This window comes from Leeuwenhoekiella sp. LLG6367-2.1, from assembly GCF_045055775.1.
In the GTDB taxonomy this organism is placed as follows: Bacteria; Bacteroidota; Bacteroidia; order Flavobacteriales; family Flavobacteriaceae; genus Leeuwenhoekiella; species Leeuwenhoekiella aequorea.
Map to the genome: position 1 here is coordinate 2976214 of NZ_CP159331.1, position 20250 is coordinate 2996463.

Here is a 20250-nt window from a genome sequence, read left to right on the forward strand (position 1 = left end):
AACTGATTCTCCTTGATAAATTATTTTAAGTCAGTAGTTACTTCAATTTCAACAACACTATGTCATTAAAAAATAAAGCCGAAGCACTTGCAAAATGCAATGCGATATGCAGAAATACCTTAATGGAAACACTTGATATCAAGTTTATAGATATTGGAGATGATTTTCTTACCGCATCCATGCCTGTAACTTCAAAAGTGTACCAACCAGATGGAGTGTTACACGGTGGCGCTTCTGTAGCCTTAGCGGAAAGCGTAGGAAGTGCGGCAAGTATGTTTTTTCTCGATGAATCTAATTTTTTTATCAGAGGAATTGAAATTTCTGCAAATCATGTAAAGAGTATTTCTGAAGGTATGGTATATGCACGAGCTACATTTTTACATAAAGGGCGTACTACGCAACTTTGGGAAATACGTATTACTAATGAGGAAGAGCGGTTAATATCAATAGTTAAGCTTACCACAATTGCGTTGCCTAAAAAAGCAGTATGATTACCACTGAAGAAATTTTCACAATAGTAAATAAACAACTAGAGGAGGACTTACCCTTTGTAGTTTATAAATTTCCTAATGAGAATAGATTAGGGATTCTCATTCAATCTACAAATACTGTCTATTATACGAGGACTTTTGAAGAACAAGGATTTGCATTTGCTCCTTTTGATTCAGAGAAGGAGGCAATTCTCCTACCCGGATCTCCTATTTATGCTAACGATTTTAATTTTGATACCATTGTAACGAAGCAGCTATCTTCAGTTCGTGCTTCAGAATTTGAAAAGGATAGTCATATCGATTTAGTTGAAAAAGCAATAGATAGTATAATACATACAGATCTTCAGAAGGTTGTTATTTCGCGCAAGCAAAAAATAGATAAACAAGATTTTAATGCGCTTGATACATTTAAGAGATTAGGATCTAAATATGCTACGGCATTTGTTTATTTATGGTATCACCCTAAAGTTGGGATGTGGCTGGGAGCTACACCAGAATCCTTGCTATCTATTAATGGAAGATCATTTGAGACGGTAGCACTAGCAGGCACTCAACGCTATAGCTCAGACGATATTGTGTGGGGAGCAAAGGAGCAGGAAGAGCAGGAATTAGTCACGAGAGAGATCATCTCTAATCTAGAAAACTTTAAGCTTCTTAATTTTAAACGACACGGCATAGAAAATCATAGAGCCGGTGATTTATTACATTTAAGGACACGCATTACAGGTACTTTTTCTACTGCAGAAGTTTCTATAGAATCCCTACTTAAAGCATTGCATCCTACACCGGCTGTTTGTGGTTTTCCACGGGAAGATGCTAAAAATTTCATATTTAATAATGAACACTATCCAAGGTCATTTTATACGGGTTTCTTAGGTGAGCTAAACATTTTACAAGACAAATCAAAACCTAGGAACAGACGTAATGTCGAAAACCTGGTCTATAAAACGCTTACAAAATCTACGCAGCTTTTTGTAAATCTTAGATGCATGCAATATAAAAATCATGCAGCTCATTTATACATTGGAGGTGGTATAACTAGGGATTCTAATGCGGTAAATGAATGGGAAGAAACGGTAAATAAAGCACAAACCATTGCAAGTATTCTTTAAGCATAACGCCTTTATTGTATTTTTGATCTAATGAATTATTCTACCATACCCGTCGCACAATCTGTAGTATTACTTTGTCTTGAGAAAGGAGTAAAGCATATAGTTATTTCACCAGGCTCGCGCAATGCTCCATTAACTATTGGTTTTACAGCACATCCGGCAATGAAAACTTATAGTATAGTAGATGAGCGTTCGGCAGCTTTTTTTGCTTTAGGTCTTGCACAACAGTTACAAGAACCTGTTGCTGTAATCTGTTCTTCAGGAAGTGCGGTTCTCAATTATTATCCGGCAATATCAGAGGCGTATTACAGTGATATTCCCCTGGTTGTAATTTCTGCAGACAGACCTATAGAACGTATAGATATAGGTGATGGTCAAACTATAAGACAGCGTAATGTCTTTGAAAATCACATACTCTATTCTGCAAATTTGTATTCTGAATATGTACCTGATGAGATCGTAACCGATCCAAAATTAATTCAGAAGCAACGGGAGGTGACAAAACACAATCAGCAGGAGATTAATAAAGCACTTAATAAAGCATTAGTAAATCAAGGTCCTGTTCATATTAATGTTCCTTTCTACGAACCTTTGTATAACACAACCACGCAAAAACTGGTAGATCCTATCGTTTTAGATCAAGAAACTAAGCCGGTTGTTTTACAAGATGAGCATTTACAACCATTTGCTGAAAAATGGAGTAAGGCAAAACGGAAAATGATACTTATAGGTGTGTTGCAGCCTAACACTATTGAGCAACAGTTTTTAGATATTTTAGGTTCAGATCCAAGTGTCCTTGTGTTTACTGAAACTACTTCTAATACGCATCATCCTAACTTCTTTACCCGTACAGACAATATTATTGGTTCGCTGGATGATCAAGGATTTAAAGATTTACAGCCAGAAATCTTAATTACTTTAGGAGGAATGATAATTTCTAAGAAAGTAAAAGCTTTTCTAAGAACGTATCAACCTGAAGAGCATTGGCATATAGATCCTAAAAAAGCTTACGACACTTACTTCTGCCTAAATAAACATTTTAAGGTGCCGGTAAATTACTTCTGGTCAAAATTCTTAAATCGAATTCAGGTACCTGATAGTGATTATCAAAAGAATTGGCTTCAAGTGCGGGAACGCAGAGATGCCTTGCACCAAGATTATATAAAAGAGATGGGCTGGTGCGATTTTAAAGCCTTTGACTTGGTGCTGTCAAGACTAAGAGCAAACAGTTTACTGCAATTAGGAAACAGTTCTACCGTGCGATATGTACAACTTTTTGATATTGATAAATCTTTAAAAGTATATTGCAACCGGGGTACTAGTGGTATAGATGGTAGTACTTCCACAGCCGTAGGTGCCGCAGTAGGGAGCGAATTACCTACCACACTTATTACCGGTGACCTCAGTTTTTTTTATGACAGTAATGGGTTGTGGAATTCTTATATACCTGCCAATTTTAAGATTATTCTTATAAACAATAGTGGTGGAGGTATCTTTAGAATTTTACCCGGCGATAAAACTTCAAAGGTTTTTGAGACCTATTTTGAAACTATACATGACCTTGATGCTTCTCATTTGTGCGCCATGTTTGGTTTAGATTATTTTGTTGCAAGTTCAGAAAGTGAGTTACAAAGCGTTCAAGATAAATTTTATGCAACTACCCATAAACCAGCTCTTTTAGAAATTAAAACACCACGTACATTAAATGATCAGATTTTACTAGGTTACTTTAGTTATATCCGATAGTCCCTATTTAGAGTTTCTATTTTTATGTATATTTAGGAAACTTAATTAAAAACAACTAAACACATTAGTATCTTATGAGTAAAAGGGATGAAATGATCGCTAAATATGCAGCAGATCTAAAAGAAAAATTAAGCCACGAAGCGGATATGGATTTGCTAACAAAAGTTACTATTGGCTGCGGACCGTCAATTTACAATAAAGATTCTTCAACTGTATCTGCAGGTAGTGAATCTGAGTTAGAAACTGTAAAGAATAATTTTCTTATTAAAAAATTAGGTCTTGAGGATAGTCCTAAATTAATGGAAGGTTTACACAAAGTAATGGATGATTATGGTAAATCTAACCGAAATAAATACCGTGCGGTTGTTTATTACCTACTAACAAAACATTTTGGAAAAGAAGAAGTTTACGCATAAACCGATTTCTCTTCTATAGCTATAAAGTCTGCTAATGGTTGTATTAGCAGACTTTTTTATTTATGTCAACAACCTATTCTGATAATGCTATTTTAATAAGCCGATTCTTTAGCAATACTGTTCTTTAATAACTATTACTTTCCTAATTTTGAAAACACAAAAATAAGATTATGCTCGCACTCGGGGAATTCCATAAAATGATAATTGATCGCGATACAGCGCCAGGTTTGTATCTACGTGATGAAGATGAAAACGAAGTATTATTACCCGGAAAATATGCTCCAGAAGGATTTGAGCTTGAGGATGAGATCGAGGTCTTTGTTTATCTAGATAATGAAGAGCGACCTGTTGCTACCACGTTAAAACCATATATTTTAAAGAATGGTTTTGCTTACCTTAAATGTACTTCAGTTTCAAAAATAGGCGCTTTTGTAGATTGGGGTATTGATAAGGAATTATTTGTTCCTTTTTCAAATCAGGTGACAGATATGCGAGAAGGAAGTTCCTATCTTATTTATATGTATCTGGATGAGAAATCAAATCGACTCGTGGGTTCTTCAAAATTCAATACGTTTCTAAAAAATGAAGATATTGATGTTGAAAAATTTGATAAAGTTGATTTACTCGTTTCACATTTTTCAGAATTTGGAGCACACGTAATTATCAATGAGAAATATCAAGGCTTAGTTCATAAAGACGCAATTTTTGAGGATATCCGAGTAGGAGATAGGCTACCGGGTTATGTAAAGCGTGTACGTGAAGACCATAAAATAGATATACTTCTTCAGCCAGAAGGGTATAGAAGTGTAGAGCCTAATGCAGAATTTATCTACGAAGAATTAAAACGTAATGGTGGTAGTTTACCAGTACACGATAAAAGTTCGCCAGAAGATATTAATGCTTACTTCGGAATAAGTAAAAAATTATTTAAAAAGGCAATTGGCGCTCTTTATAAAGACCGCGTTATAACAATTTCAGAAAAAGGAATTGAACTTAAAAATAACGCATAATTAAATCACGATTATATTGCCGCTCTTTGGCAGTTATAAAATAGAACACATGCAAGAACCAGATTGGAAAACGGTCAAAGAATACGAAGACATTACTTATAAAAAGGCTGATGGTGTAGCTCGTATTGCATTTAATAGACCAGATGTGCGTAATGCGTTTAGACCTAAAACAACTGCAGAATTATTAGATGCATTTCATAATGCTCAGGAAGATACTTCTGTAGGTGTAGTGCTGCTTTCTGCCGAAGGCCCATCATCTAGAGATGGTGTTTACAGTTTTTGCAGTGGCGGTGATCAAAAAGCACGTGGCGATCAAGGATATGTGGGAGATGATGGTTATCATCGTTTAAATATACTTGATGTTCAAAGACTCATTCGATTTATGCCTAAGGCTGTTATAGCAGTGGTTCCAGGCTGGGCTGTAGGTGGCGGTCATAGTTTACATGTTGTTTGTGATCTTACACTTGCTTCAAAAGAGAATGCTATTTTTAAGCAAACCGATGCAGATGTAACGAGCTTTGATGGCGGTTATGGTTCTGCTTATTTAGCAAAAATGGTAGGACAAAAACGTGCCAGAGAGATTTTCTTTCTGGGACGTAATTATTCTGCTCAGGAAGCTTATGAAATGGGGATGGTAAACGCTGTGATTCCGCATGAGGAATTAGAGGCAACTGCGTTTGAATGGGCACAAGAAATTTTAGCAAAATCACCCACTTCTATAAAAATGCTCAAATTTGCTATGAATCTTACAGATGATGGCATGGTAGGACAACAAGTTTTTGCTGGTGAAGCAACACGTCTTGCTTATATGACAGAAGAGGCAAAAGAGGGTAGAAATGCATTTTTAGAAAAAAGAAAGCCCAATTTTGAGAAAAAATGGATTCCGTAGGTGATAAATTGATCAGGTTCTATTATTTTTAGAATATACATCAAATTTATTTTAAATGGAAAATCAGTTTACAAACGCTCCGGTAGACATCGATTCCTTACCAGAATATCAAGAAATGACCTATACACCGGTATCTATAAAACGGATGTATAAGGTTTTTCTTGTTTTGGGAATTACATCACTTTTGATGTTTGTAGGATTGTACCTGCTTCGTGAAGTTAAAGAAGTCCGTGGCTTAATATTAGGACTCAGCATAGTTGTGATTTTAATAATTGGGTTACTATACTTTTTTCAAGTTATGTTTCAGAAAAATATGGGATATGCTTTGAGAGAACATGATATAGCATTTAAACGTGGCTTTTTATTTGAGAAGATTACAATTATTCCATTTAATCGTATTCAGCATATATCTACTTCAGAAAGTATGCTAGACAAGTTTTTCAAAATTTCTAATCTTAATATTTTTACAGCAGGTGGCTCTGGAAGTGATATAGATATTCCCGGATTATCGCCAGAACTTGCAGCAAAATTAAAAAACAAAGTCGCTAATCATCTAAGCGACATAGATGAATAAAGCATTCTCTGAACCACAAATTCAATCCAAACTGGGAGTTATTTTAATATTCCTGTCCCAGTTTTATAAGTTCGTTAGAGCTTTTGGAGCAGCACTCGTTTATTTTCTGATAAAAGGAATTAGTGGTGAAATTCTGAATAAAGTCCTTTTAGGGGCTGGAGTCTTTATTGTGCTTTTGTTGATCTATAGCATTGTAGCTTTTCTGCGTTTTAAGTTTAATATTAATTATACTAACTCTGAATTTGTTCTTCAAAAAGGAGTTTTTAGTACCGAACGCCTGACCATTCCCTTCAATAAAATACAACAGGTTTACTTTAAACGTTCTTTATTGCAGCGTGTTATAGGAGTTTATAGTTTAGTTCTCGACACAGCAGGGAGTAGTGGCAAAGAAATAAGTATCAAAGCACTTAGGGAGAAAGATGCGAAGAGCTTGCAGCAAGTTTTGATGCAAGTAGCAAATGTAGATGGTGAGGATACCGGAGGAAATGATGTTCAAATTAAAGAATTTATCTCTAACCCTTCAAATGCATGGGAGCATAGATTATCCTCATTAACGCTCTTAAAATTAGGACTGACGAGTAATTATTTTAGAGGAGTTTGGCTAATCCTCATATTTGTCATTTCTGTATATCAACAGCTTAGTGATTTTGATTTTTTACAAAATGAAGGCTATACCGATAACGTTCGGGGTTATCTGGATGTCTATAGCAGACCCATAGAATTATTTGCATTAACAGCAATTGTATTTATAAGCATCTTCTTATTAGGACTTCTGATATCCTGTATTGAAATATTTATCAAGTATTTTGATTTAAAGCTTCAGCAGACCAGTGACAGTCTGGATTTAGAAATGGGATTAAAAACCAATACAAAGACTAGTTTAAAACCCAGGCGTGTTCAGTTATTACGGGTTATTACAAATCCTATTCAGAAAAGATTAAATCTGCACGAAATACAAATAGCAATCGCCAGCAGTCAAAATGATCTAACAAAAACTAAAATCAGAATTCCCGGTTTAGAACGTATTCAGGTAGAAAAAGTAAAGAAGTTTCTTTTTACTTATAAGGTCAAGCCCGGATATGTTTTTACACCTGCAGTCTATTTATATTTCAGGCTTATTGTCCTGGCGGGATTGCCATTGCTTCTTACAGGGGTAGTAGCATCTTTTATAGTGCCTAATTATTTAATTGAAGTTACAAGTATACTTTCAATAATTTACGTGGCACTCGTTATACCTTATCAATATTTCTGGTATAGAGCACTCTCTTTAGAAATAACTCCTGAATTTGTAATTATGAAGAAAGGGGTCTGGAATCAAAAAACCGAAATAATTGAATTATTCAAGTTACAAGCAGTAACCGTAAATCAACCTATTTGGTACAAAAAAAGAAACCTTTACAATTATACTTTTCACACAGCAGGAGGAGATTTGACTTTTCCACTGACCTCACATCAAGTACAAAAACAAATTAATTATGCGCTATTCAGGGTTGAAATTGATCATCAACCCTGGATGTAGCATATATCTTTATCTAATTGCAGGGTATTTCTGCGGATTAGTTTCGCGCATTATTTCATATATTTTCTCAAAAATATCTTCTGGAGATGGTTTTGAAAAATAGTCACCATCAGTACCGTAAGCTGGTCTGTGTGGTTTAGCAGTTAATGTTTGAGGTGCGCTGTCTAAATATTTAAATGCTTTCTGCTCATCAAGTATTTGAGACATTAAATAAGCCGATGCGCCTCCTGGCATATCTTCATCAACAACTAATATTCGATTTGTTTTTGCAATACTCTTTACCGTATCGTGATTTAAATCAAATGGCAATAAAGATTGCGCATCTATAATTTCTATATTAATACCAGACGATTCTAGTTCTTTACCTACTTGCATTACCAGACGTAGGGTACTTCCATAAGAAACAACGGTTAAATCTGTACCCTCTTTAACTACTTCAACTTGACCTATGGGCGTTGTAAATTCACCTAAATTAAGCGGTAGTTGTTCTTTTAGACGATAACCATTAAGACATTCAACAACTACTGCAGGTTCATCACTCTTAAGTAGGGCATTGTAAAATCCTGCAGCCTTAGTCATATTTCTAGGCGTAAGAATATAAATACCTCTTAATAATCCTAATAATGAGCCCATTTGTGAGCCACTATGCCATATACCTTCTAGTCTGTGACCACGTGTTCTTACAATTACAGGAGCAGTTTGTTTACCGTGAGTTCTGTAGCGTAATGTGGCTAAATCGTCACTAAGTGTAGATATAGCATATAGTATGTAATCTAAATACTGAATTTCTGCAATAGGTCTTAAGCCTCGTAATGCTAGTCCTATCCCTTGGCCAATAATAGTAGTTTCACGTATACCTACATCAGCTACACGTAATTCGCCATATTTTTCCTGTAGTCCTTCAAGACCCTGGTTTACATCACCTATAGTACCCGCATCTTCTCCAAAAACCAAACTGTTAGGATACTTGCTAAAAATTGCATCAAAATTATCACGCAATACCACACGTGCATCTACATCTTTTGCTTTCTCATCATATACCGGCGCTATTTCTTCAATATTTATAGCTTTGGTATCATTAGCACTATATAAATGTTTGCTGTAATTAGGTTGTTCATTCTCGATATAAGAAGAGACCCAATTCCTTAATGAAATAACAGCTTCTGTGTTTTCTTTAGAAACAAATCGTAATGCTTTTCGGGCAGCTATTAATAAATCAGACTTCAAAGCGTCTTTTTCATCAACTAAACCTTTTAAAATAGGTTTAATAAACTGTCCGTTGCTACTTTCTGAAATTAAAGATTCTAGAAGATTTGTAACCTGTTTTTTCTCCTCACGGATGGGATTAAGAAATGCATCCCAGGCTTTACGCTTACCTTCGCGTACATTACGTTTAATATCTTTTTCAATCTCTGTAAGTTCTTCTTCTGTAGCGATTTGATTAGAAAGCATCCACTCACGCATTTTTGTATTGCAATCGTGGTCTTTTTCCCATTGAAGACGGTCACTATTTTTATAACGTTCGTGAGATCCCGAAGTTGAATGGCCCTGAGGTTGTGTAAGCTCTGTTACATGTAATATAACAGGTACATGCTCTGTACGTGCAATTTCACCAGCACGCTCAAAAGTCTCAATAAGTGCAGGATAATCCCAGCCTTTAACTTTTAGAATTTCATATCCTTTTTCGGTTTCTGTACGTTGAAATCCACTAAGAATTTCAGATATATTTTCTTTAGTAGTTTGATGTTTGGCGTGCACTGAAATACCATAATCGTCATCCCAAACACTTATAACCATTGGCACTTGCAAAACGCCAGCTGCATTTATAGTTTCAAAAAACATACCCTCAGAAGTGCTGGCATTACCTATAGTACCCCAGGCAACTTCATTACCATCATTTGATAAGCCTGTTTTTTCAGTTTCTGAAACATTCCTAAAAATTTTTGAAGCCTGAGCTAGACCTAATAATCTTGGCATTTGACCAGCAGTAGGAGAGATGTCTGCACTACTATTATATTGCTCAAGAAGATTTTTGAATTTTCCGTTTTCATCAAGGCTGTGGGTGCCAAAATGGCCTCCCATCTGCTTTCCGGCACTCATAGGATCATTTTCAATACTCGTATGAGCATACAAACCTGCAAAGAAGTTGGCAATCGTAAATTCACCAATTGCCATCATAAAGGTTTGATCTCTATAATAACCCGATCGCCAGTCACCTTTCTTAAAAGCTTTTGCCATTGCAAGCTGTGGTACTTCTTTACCATCGCCAAAAATGCCAAACTTAGCCTTGCCGGTTAGAACTTCTCTTCGACCTAATAAGCTGCATTCACGGCTCGTTACCGCAATTTTATAATCTTCTAGAACTGTTTTTTTAAAATCTTCAAAAGATATTTCAGAAGTAGGCTCAGATTGAGTGTGCATATATTGAATGAATTTTCACAAAAATAAGGAAAAAACCCGTTAAACACAATTCAATAATTTCGTAATAAAATGATAATATTTTAATAAAAGCCCATTTAATTACGGGTCTTTCAATAATCAGCAATAATTATAAGGGTTTACTGAATTTATTTAAATAACGAAGTCGTTTGGATATCTCAAAACGCTTAATACCATTTTCGGGTAAATAGACTTAGCATTGTGCCTATATCTAAAGTTACAATGAAACGAATCTTTTGATCGTAGTTCTTTTGTCCTAATTCCCAGCCATTTGAAGAATGAATAGGTAGAAAAATCTCAAAGTAATCTTCTACTAATACTGTACGTATCCCACTATCGTATAAAAAACGAGCAGGATCTCCTTGATTTTTAATCAAACCTACATCTACATAACCGTGAATAAAATTCCATAACGTTGTGCTGGTGTTAATTGAGGTTAGCCACTGATTACCAAAAGGTGTATCTAACTGAGATTTAAAACCGCCCTCTGCTAAGATCAATTGCTGACTAAATAAACCGCTGCTTTCAGATCGTCCATAATAATTATAGTTGAATAAATAATCTGTAGGTCTATCTGTTGCAAAACTGAAATAATCCCCGTCTGAACGGGTGTCGTTATAAAGAAACGTCCCACCAAAAAAGCGCAGATCAAATTGTCTGTTGTTTAAAAAGACTTTACGGTATTTTGCGGTCACTGAAAGCTTGCTAAATTTTTGAGCCAGTTGAAAGTCTGTGTTCCAGCTTAAGGCATTTATCACTCCCGGACTACTGTTTGAGTATTGCACATTAAAGACACTATAATTGGGGTCCTCATTACTTATAAAGTTAGATTCATCTCTATACACATTTATGTTACGAACAGTAAGATACTGGCGCTTATCTGATCTAAAATCATCGGGTCTAAATGCAAAGGTGATAAATGGGGAATATCTTTTATAAAGTGCATCTGGCGCATAGGAGGAAAGAGCTCCAGACATGCCATAGCGTATTGCGAAGAGATTGCCTTCCTCTAAATTTTGAGTATATGTAAAGCCTGCGCTTCCTGTAACTTTATCTGATTTAAAACCATACTGAGGCTCTATTTTGTAACTAAAATTCTTAGATAATAAGGTTTTATTATACATTTTAGCACCCAACTTTAAACCATCATAGAAGTTATATTCTGCTACCGGCATAAAGAATACCTGATTTTTAGAAGGATCTTCAATATCCTGAAACAATTTGAATTGAAAAGGTTTGTTTATACCTAAAAATGGATTGATTTTTTTGTAATTATTACGTCTATTGTATTCGGGAACAAATCCTTCTGCATTAATTGCAACCCGATCTATATTTTCAGCAGAAATAGAAATTTCTTTTTCCTTTTTAAATCCCTTCACCCAGGTTTTAGACACGATTGAATCGCCCTGCATTCCGTATACTGGAATAGGAACCAAAATCCCTGTTTTATTGCGTAGCTGAATAGTTAATGAATCACCATTTTTATTGACTTCGTTGAACTTAAAATCAATGTTTTTTCGGGTTTTTACAAAGTCATTAAAAAACCAGTCTAAGTTCTCAGTAGTCTTGGATTTTATTTTTAATTCTAGATTACCAGGATTGGTAAGCTTTAACTGATTTTCATTATAAAATTCCCTAACGCTATTATTTATGAGTGTGTCTGAGAGGTATTCTGAAAGATAATTGACACCACTGGCAGCCTTGTAAGCATTCGCAATATTTACATTAAATTTAATTAAGGAATCTTTAGGTGTGTCTAAAGACTGATCAAGATTTAAACGTGCCATATGCATGTACAGCAAATTATATTGATCATTAAATTCTAATTTTGAGATATTAAACTGCCGTGCGATCCAGTAACGATTTAATGTTCCTAGTACTTTTAATTTAGGATAAAAATCATCCATATACCGCATCATGATATTCATCTTTACAGCATCTGCGACCCATTTATCTTTTCTGGGATTTATAAATAATGTACGGTCAACGTAGTTGTTAATTGCTGTTTTTAAAATTTTTAATTCATATTTAAAATCCTCAGGAAACGGACTGAAAAAATCAGGTAATTGATTTAAACCATAAACCGGATTTTCTTTGTAATCAATATTTGAAATCACCAGTTTCTCAAACGGATAATCTCCTAGATTTTCATCTAAGTACCCTATAACTTTATCGATGATTAATGATTCTCTTTCGGGAATAACTTTTGAGTTGCTAATATTAGTTATAACCGTAACAGCATCGGTTTGAGTTTCTAAAAAATCTGAATTTTGTCTGAAGTATATTGTAGTATTATTTCTATTATCACCTTCGAGATGAACCGTTTTGTATTCAGAGCTTTCAGTAATCTTATTTTGTTTCTGCTTGAGTTCGTTTATGAGTAAATAATCTTTTTTAAACGAAATATCAATACTAAAGTCGGTAGGGACCATATAAAGATCGTCGAGATTCTTATTGCTATAATACTGCCAGCTTCCATCATAAACAGCGGGAGCTATAAACCAATATTTAAGATTAAAATCTCCATCATCTAACGCTCCATACCCTGTAAACCGTGCGTCTGGAATATGTATTTCGTAATTCAAAAAGATCTGTTGGGTTTCTCTGGGAGCTAGAGCATCATTTAATTTAACTTCTAAAATATCTTCAGATTTTTTGACTCGTTTAAAATCTAATAATTGATATTGAGAGTCAGAAATAGATTTTATTTTAGTGCTACCTCGGGCTTCAGTCGATGCTAGATGAAATCTACGATCGTAATTTTCTGCAAACCGTTTAGCTAGCTTAGATTGTTTTGAAGCAAAACTATTTGCCCAGTCATTAAAGAAAAGCGTCTCCAGTGAATCATCAGATGTATTTACGAAGAAAATTTCTTGCTGAATCACAAGTGTTTTAGTATCCTCATATAATCGTGCAGATATATTTATACGGTTCTGTGCTACCAATGTTATTGGAAGTAGAAGGAGTGTAAATAGAAGCGTTTTTAAAAACGTCTTCATAAGTTGATGTATTGAGGAATTGTCAAATTAGGGGATAGTTGAATATGCGTTAAAAGACTGCGTTAAGTACGTACATACTTAACGCAAATGCTGTCTTTTTGGTTTTTTAATTACAAATTAAAAATTAGGACTTAACTCATATTCGTTATAGAAATTATTTAGAACTTCTAAAACCTCATCTGCTGTATCTACCAGATAAATTAAATCTACGTCTGCGTCACTGATATTTTTAAAAGAATCAAGTAGGGTAGTACGTATCCAGGCTAATAGATCTTTCCAGAAATCGGTACCTACCAGAATGATAGGAAACTTATCGATCTTATGGGTTTGAATTAGGGTGATTGCTTCAAATAATTCATCTAAAGTTCCAAAACCTCCTGGAAGCACAACAAAGCCCTGAGAGTACTTAACAAACATTACTTTTCTAACGAAAAAATAGTCGAAGTCTATACTTTTATCTGCATCGATATATGGGTTATCGTGTTGTTCAAAAGGAAGGTCAATATTTAATCCTACTGAAGTTCCACCGGCTAAGTGAGCACCTTTGTTACCAGCTTCCATTATTCCGGGACCTCCACCAGTAATTACACCATAGCCATTATCAACAATTTTCTCTGCAATATCTACAGCCAGTTTATAATATTTTTGATCTGGTTTTGTACGCGCGCTTCCGAATATAGAAACACAAGGTCCTATTCTACTTAGTTTTTCAAAACCGCTTACAAATTCGCCCATAATTTTAAATAGGGCCCAAGAATCATTTGTTTTTATCTCATTCCAGCCCTTAGGCTTGTTTTCATTTCTCATATATAGAGTTTGATTTTTATTATTTAGGAAGTGTTCTAATTTAGCTCTTTCTTCAAAAACTGAGCTGTATAACTCTTTTTATCTTTAGCTACTTCTTCGGGAGTTCCCTTAGCTACAAGTTTACCTCCATTTTTACCTCCTTCATATCCAATATCGATAATATGATCTGCAAGTTTTATTACATCCATATTATGTTCAATAATTAGCATGGTATTTCCTTTGTCGGTAAGACGATTTAATACGTCCATTAAAACACGTACATCTTCAAAATGCAATCCTGTGGTAGGTTCATCAAGTATATAGAACGTATTACCGGTATCTCTTTTTGATAATTCGGTAGCCAGTTTAATACGTTGTGCCTCTCCACCAGATAGGGTTGTAGATTGCTGTCCCAATGAAATATACCCAAGACCTACATCTTGTATAGTTTTTACTTTACGATATATTTTAGGAATATGCTCAAAGAATGGGACCGCTTCATCAATCGTCATTTCAAGCACATCAGCAATACTTTTCCCTTTATATCTAATCTCTAAGGTTTCTCTATTGAAACGTTTTCCGTGACATGTCTCACATTCCACGTAAACATCTGGTAAAAAATTCATTTCGATAACTCGTAAACCACCACCTTTACAAGTTTCACAACGACCACCAGCAACATTAAAACTAAAGCGTCCCGGCTTGTATCCTCTAATTAGGGATTCGGGTATTTTTGCAAAGAGACTGCGAATTTCTCCAAATACTCCCGTATAAGTTGCAGGATTTGAGCGAGGTGTACGGCCTATAGGAGATTGATTAATGTCTATTACTTTATCACATTCATCAAGACCTTTAATACTTTTATATGACGCCGGTTTTTTTACACCGTTAAAATAATGCGCATTCATAATAGGATATAAGGTCTCATTTATGAGTGTAGATTTACCACTACCCGAAACACCTGTAACAACAATCATTTTTCCTAAAGGAAACGTGACATTCACATTTTTCAGATTATTACCGGTAGCTCCTTTGAGTACAATTGATTTACCGTTACCTTTTCTACGCTTTTCAGGTACAGCTATTTCTTTCTCACCATTAATATATTGAGCAGTTAAGGTGTGTTGTTTAAGTAAGGATTTTGGTGTGCCTTCACTTATAATTTCGCCTCCGTGCTTTCCTGCAAAAGGACCTATATCGATAACATAATCTGCTCGCTCAATCATATCCTTATCGTGCTCCACAACAAGTACCGAATTACCTAAATCACGAAGAGCAACTAGCGAGTTTATTAGCTTCTCATTATCTCGCTGGTGCAAACCTATACTTGGTTCGTCAAGGATATAAAGCACACCCACTAGCTGAGATCCTATTTGGGTAGCCAGACGTATACGTTGTGCTTCACCACCAGATAATGATTTTGAACTACGATTAAGGCTTAAATAGGTAAGGCCTACATCTACGAGGAATTGAAGCCTGGCATTTATTTCTTTTAAAATTTCAGTCGCAATAGCGGTTTGTTTTTCTGAAAGATTAGGTTCTACATCTCTGAACCAAGCTGCGAGCTCTAGAATGTCCATATTTGAAAGCTCAGCGATATTTTTACCGTGAACTCTAAAGTAAAGTGACTCTTTGCGTAAGCGTGAACCTTCACAAACCGGACATTCTACTTTTTCCATATATTCCTTAGCCCATCTTTTTAAAGATGCGGAATCATTATTCTCGTAAGTGCTCTCAATAAACTTTGCAACTCCTTCAAAGTCTATTTTATAACTTCGGCTTACACCTAGTGCTTTAGAGTCTACTGTAAATTTTTCATTGCCACCATAGAGAATCATATCTAAAGCCGCTTTTGGAATAGCACTAATGGGATCTGTTAATTTAAAATCGAACCGTTGCGCAATAATCTCAAGTTGTTTAAAAATCCAATTACTTTTTTGAGTACCGTGCGGAGCTAAACCACCCGCTTTTATTGAAAGTTTAGGATCTGGAATTATTTTATCGATGTTTACTACGCGTAATTCTCCAATCCCATTACAATTAGGACAAGCACCTTTAGGCGAATTAAATGAAAAATTATTAGGTTCAGGATTAGGATAAGATATTCCTGAGGTAGGGCACATAAGGCTTCGGCTAAAATAGCGTGCCTCATTAGAATCGTGGTCTAAAATCATCATTACATCTTCACCGTGATACATCGCAGTGTTAATGGTTTCCATCAGACGCTTGTCAAGATCCTTATCATCTTCTATTTTTAACCGGTCGATAACGATCTCAATATCGTGCACCTTGTACCGGTCAATTTTCATTCCTTTCTCAATATCCTTAATCTCTCCGTCAACTCTAACTTTTACAAATCCCTGTTTGGCAATTTGTTCCAATAGTTCGCGGTAATGTCCCTTTCGACTTCTAATTACTGGAGCAAGAACATTTACTCGTTTACCATTATATTCAGATTTTATAAGATCTTTAATTTGATCATCACTATAGCTAACCATTTTTTCGCCGGTCTCAAAGCTATACGCATCACTTGCTCGAGCAAAAAGAAGACGCAGAAAGTCATAAATTTCTGTAATGGTACCTACAGTAGACCGCGGACTTTTACTAGTCGTTTTTTGTTCAATTGCAATTACGGGTGAAAGACCTTGTATTTGGTCAACATCGGGACGCTCTAGCCCTCCCAGAAATTGTCGTGCATATGCCGAGAACGTTTCTATATAGCGGCGTTGCCCTTCTGCATATATCGTATCAAATGCGAGCGAACTTTTGCCACTACCTGAAAGTCCTGTAATAACGACTAATTTTTCTCGGGGAATCTGGACATCTATATTCTTTAAGTTATGAGCTCTTGCCCCATAAACCTCAATGTATTCTTGTGTTTCTGCCATTTTCTTTTTCAAGTGTGCAAAGGTACTGTAAATGAGTCAAAAATTGAAAAAAGCGAGGTTGTCGTAGCCTTAAATAAAACCTAATAAATTGCTGTTGTATTTCAATTTAAACTGAAGTGTGCAACGTTATGTAGTGACCTTTACTTTTTAAACTCAGTACTAAAATTGTGTAGAAATAAAATAAGTAACTACAAACTAATCTCGTAATCTCCCAGCATTTCGGTAATAACCGTTTCAGTTTTAGAAATAAATGAGTTTGGTTTCAGTTTTACGTTATCTACCTTATCAAAATAAGGGGTAATTGAGCCATCTGCATAAGCTTCAGGAATTACTGGATGTACGTAGTAACTTTTACAAACACTGCGGGTATTTCCTAAGCCTTTAGCCGCAGCATCATAAGCAGTAAGGATATTCTTAGCATTTTGCTTTTCTTCGGAAACATAACCACTTTCTCTTAACGACTCAAAGAAGATTTTTGTGGCGCCCCAAGTTCTAAAGTCTTTAGCTGAAAATAAATCTCCACTTAATTCGTGTATATAGTCATTTATCATACCACTGTCAATATGATGTTTAACTCCTGCTTCATCATAAAACTGAAATAAATCCCAGCCTGGTATTTCTTCACATTGATTCACAAGATCTATAAGCTCGGGATCTGTGATTTTAATTTTATGCTCTTTACCTTTTTTTCCTACAAATTCAAATCGAATATCACTTTCTGTAGTTTTTACGTGTCGAGTGCGTAGTGTGGAAAGACCATAGGTTTGATTGCGTTTTGCGTAGCAAGCGTTACCTACACGTATATGTGTTTCTTCCATTAACCGTATAACAAGAGCAAGAACCTTGCGCTGGGTCATTTGCACCTCATCCAGATCTTTATCTACCTGCTTACGCAGTTGAGGTAAAATGTTAGCAAACGAGGCAAGTTTTAAAAACTTTGTCTCGTTACGTAGTTTATTCCAAGTCTCGTGATAGAGATATACTTTACGGTCTTTATCATCGCGACCTACAACTTGTAAGTGACCATTTGCAGGTTCAGAAATTAGAACATCTTGCCAGGCTGGTGGTATTACCAGTTTATTAATACGATTAAGTACAGGCTTAGATTTGATGATTTTATCATCCTTGCAGTACGTAAATCCTTTACCTTTTTTCTTTCTGCAAATGGTGAGGTGTTCCTCTTTTACATAAACAAGATCTGCAATACGAGCTGCTTCTTCAGGACTTTTGAGTAATTTTTCTAATTTGGATTCTGTTATGGTCATAATTCCAAATTTAGAAGCAATTTTGTATGATTTATACTAATAAAATGTGAAATATCTATTCAAAATAAATGAAACAAAAAAATGTTCGGATAACACGATTGCCACCCGAACATTTTTAAATTCTAATTACAGGTAATTTTAACTAGTCAAAGTAGCTAAAACTTTGTCCATCTTTTATTTTAAGGACACTCTCGTAAATCATTTTGATTACGTTCTCAACATCATCGCGGTGAACCATTTCTACGGTAGTATGCATATATCGAAGTGGTAAACTTATTAATGCTGAAGGTACTCCGCCATTGCTGTATGCAAAGGCATCTGTATCTGTTCCTGTGGCACGGCTGCACGCAGATCGTTGAAAGGGAATATTTTTTTCTTCCGCAGTCTCAATTATAAGATCTCGTAATTTCTGTTGTATTGCCGGAGCGTAAGATATTACAGGGCCATCACCTATTGCTGCTCGGCCGTTTGTCTTCATTTCTATCATAGGTGTTGTCGTGTCGTGAGTTACATCGGTTACAATAGCCACGTTAGGTTGTATTGTATGTGTAATCATTTCTGCACCACGTAGTCCAATTTCTTCCTGTACCGAATTAACAATGTACAATCCGAAATCAGGCTTTTTACTATTTTCTTTTAAAAGACGAGCTACTTCAGCGATCATAAAACCACCCATACGATTGTCTAGTGCACGACATACAAATTTGTCTCCATTAAGAATTGTAAAGGTATCTGGATAGGTAATTACGCAACCTACGTGAACACCTAACTTCTCAACTTCCTCTTTATTTTTGCAACCTGTATCGATAAATATATTATCAAGTTTAGGCGCTTTCTCATCACTTTTATCTCGAGTATGAATAGCAGGCCATCCAAATACACCTTTTACAATACCATTTTTAGTATGAATGTTAACCAGTTTAGAAGGTGCAATTTGATGATCACTTCCACCGTTACGTATAACGTATATAAGTCCGTCATCTGTTATAAAGTTTACATACCAGGAAATTTCGTCAGCGTGTCCTTCTATAACAACTTTGTATTTAGCATCGGGATTAATAACACCTACGGCAGTACCATAATTATCTGTGATAAACGTGTCAACATATGGCTTAAGGTAATTCATCCATATTTTTTGACCTTCCCACTCATAACCTGTAGGTGCGGCATTATTTAAATAGGATTCAAGAAAATCCAGTGATTCTTTATTTAAAATGCTTTTTGACATAAGTTCAATTTTCTACGAAAGTAAGAATATTAATAGCAATTTCGCAATGCAATCTGGTCGATTGCTTACTTTTGGAACAGTTTTAGATCATTATAATGAAAAATAAAATTTGAAGAAGATACTATCCCTTTTTATACTCCTTCTGAGTAGTATTTTAAGTGCACAGACTATAGAAGAAACTACTACTGAGACTGATACTTCGACAGTAGAATATTATTTTGTTGAAGGTGACAGTGTAGCCCGCAAAGCAATATTTCTAGATGATGTAGTTGTTATGGGGCGTTTAAAATTTAATGATAATGATGCCCGTAGACGCTATTTAATATTACGTAGAAAAACACGTAAAGTATGGCCCTACGCAAAACTCGCAGGAGAACGCTTAGTAGAGCTTAACGAACGATTAGATTCTATGAAATCGAAGCGCGCCAAAAAAAAATACACTAAAATTATTCAGCGGTATGTAGAGGATGAGTTTGGAGCTCAGTTAAAAAAACTAACCCGTACCGAAGGTCAAATTCTTGTGAAGCTTATGTATAGACAAACGGGATCTACAACTTTTGAGTTAATAAAAGATTACAGAAGTGGGTTAAAAGCCTTTTTCCTGAATACAACAGCAAGCTTTTTTGATATTTCCTTAAAAGAAATTTACGATCCTAAGAATGTTCAAGAAGACTATTTAATTGAAGATATTCTTCAGCGTTCTTTTCAAGCTAATGTGCTAGAACCTCAAGATCCTGCAATTAAAATTAATTTCTTAGAATTAAAAAATAAGTGGGTTAAACCAAAACCCAGTCAAGGTATAAAGTAGATTATGAAGTGGCATACTAGCTATTGGATTTATATAATTGCTCTATTAATTACAGGAATAGGTTTATTAACAGGAAAGTA

General features: G+C 35.2%; 15 protein-coding genes. 9 read left to right on the forward strand and 6 right to left on the reverse strand.

Going from position 1 to position 20250, the window contains the following annotated elements; genetic code table 11:
* Positions 1-59 precede the first annotated feature (59 nt).
* The 8 genes from ABVM53_RS13230 (at position 60) to ABVM53_RS13265 (ending at position 7757) form a co-directional block, all read left to right on the forward strand.
* The gene (locus tag ABVM53_RS13230; protein WP_405326908.1) at positions 60-491 is read left to right on the forward strand and encodes a PaaI family thioesterase; all 432 of its coding nucleotides are present in this window, start codon (positions 60-62) and stop codon (positions 489-491) included.
* The gene (locus ABVM53_RS13235) at positions 488-1603 is read left to right on the forward strand and encodes a chorismate-binding protein (RefSeq protein WP_405326911.1); all 1116 of its coding nucleotides are present in this window, start codon (positions 488-490) and stop codon (positions 1601-1603) included. Before ABVM53_RS13230 ends, ABVM53_RS13235 begins: the two co-directional genes overlap by 4 nt.
* 30 nt (positions 1604-1633) lie before the next feature.
* Positions 1634-3349, forward strand: coding sequence for a 2-succinyl-5-enolpyruvyl-6-hydroxy-3-cyclohexene-1-carboxylic-acid synthase (gene menD / locus ABVM53_RS13240; protein ID WP_405326914.1), 1716 nt, complete (start codon positions 1634-1636; stop codon positions 3347-3349).
* A 74-nt stretch (positions 3350-3423) separates the two neighbouring features.
* A complete protein-coding gene (locus ABVM53_RS13245) occupies positions 3424-3765 on the forward strand; it encodes a DUF2853 family protein (RefSeq protein ID WP_128757187.1) in 342 nt (113 codons plus the stop codon).
* A gap of 170 nt (positions 3766-3935) precedes the next feature.
* On the forward strand, positions 3936-4775 hold the full coding sequence (locus tag ABVM53_RS13250; RefSeq protein WP_128757186.1) for a S1 RNA-binding domain-containing protein: 840 nt from the start codon (positions 3936-3938) through the stop codon (positions 4773-4775).
* A 49-nt stretch (positions 4776-4824) separates the two neighbouring features.
* A complete protein-coding gene (locus tag ABVM53_RS13255) occupies positions 4825-5664 on the forward strand; it encodes a 1,4-dihydroxy-2-naphthoyl-CoA synthase (RefSeq protein ID WP_405326918.1) in 840 nt (279 codons plus the stop codon).
* A gap of 55 nt (positions 5665-5719) precedes the next feature.
* A complete protein-coding gene (locus tag ABVM53_RS13260; RefSeq protein WP_405326921.1) occupies positions 5720-6238 on the forward strand; it encodes a PH domain-containing protein in 519 nt (172 codons plus the stop codon).
* Positions 6231-7757, forward strand: a complete 1527-nt coding sequence (locus tag ABVM53_RS13265) for a PH domain-containing protein (RefSeq protein WP_405326924.1) — start codon at positions 6231-6233, stop codon at positions 7755-7757. The genes ABVM53_RS13260 and ABVM53_RS13265 overlap by 8 nt, the downstream gene beginning before the upstream one ends.
* Positions 7758-7766: 9 nt before the next feature.
* On the opposite strand, the gene ABVM53_RS13270 is transcribed toward ABVM53_RS13265, so the two are convergent.
* The 6 genes from ABVM53_RS13270 to ABVM53_RS13295 all read right to left on the reverse strand — a co-directional run bounded on the left by ABVM53_RS13270 (position 7767) and on the right by ABVM53_RS13295 (position 19362).
* On the reverse strand, positions 7767-10178 hold the full coding sequence (locus tag ABVM53_RS13270) for a thiamine pyrophosphate-dependent enzyme (protein ID WP_405326926.1): 2412 nt from the start codon (positions 10176-10178) through the stop codon (positions 7767-7769).
* 185 nt (positions 10179-10363) lie between these two features.
* Positions 10364-13195, reverse strand: coding sequence for a metalloprotease (locus ABVM53_RS13275; protein WP_405326929.1), 2832 nt, complete (start codon positions 13193-13195; stop codon positions 10364-10366).
* 117 nt (positions 13196-13312) lie between these two features.
* Entirely contained in the window at positions 13313-14002 is a 690-nt protein-coding gene (locus tag ABVM53_RS13280) for a TIGR00730 family Rossman fold protein (RefSeq protein WP_128757180.1), read from the reverse strand.
* Positions 14003-14037: 35 nt separating this feature from the next.
* Positions 14038-16869: an excinuclease ABC subunit UvrA gene (gene uvrA / locus ABVM53_RS13285; protein ID WP_405326933.1), complete on the reverse strand. Its 2832-nt coding sequence runs from the start codon at positions 16867-16869 to the stop codon at positions 14038-14040.
* Between the two features lie 188 nt (positions 16870-17057).
* On the reverse strand, positions 17058-18134 hold the full coding sequence (locus tag ABVM53_RS13290; RefSeq protein ID WP_371456346.1) for a DNA topoisomerase IB: 1077 nt from the start codon (positions 18132-18134) through the stop codon (positions 17058-17060).
* Positions 18135-18276: 142 nt separating this feature from the next.
* Positions 18277-19362: a M42 family metallopeptidase gene (locus tag ABVM53_RS13295; RefSeq protein WP_405326937.1), complete on the reverse strand. Its 1086-nt coding sequence runs from the start codon at positions 19360-19362 to the stop codon at positions 18277-18279.
* 109 nt (positions 19363-19471) lie between these two features.
* Here ABVM53_RS13295 and ABVM53_RS13300 point away from each other — a divergent pair, with 109 nt between their 5' ends.
* Positions 19472-20170, forward strand: coding sequence for a DUF4294 domain-containing protein (locus ABVM53_RS13300; RefSeq protein ID WP_405326940.1), 699 nt, complete (start codon positions 19472-19474; stop codon positions 20168-20170).
* Positions 20171-20250: the final 80 nt, after the last annotated feature.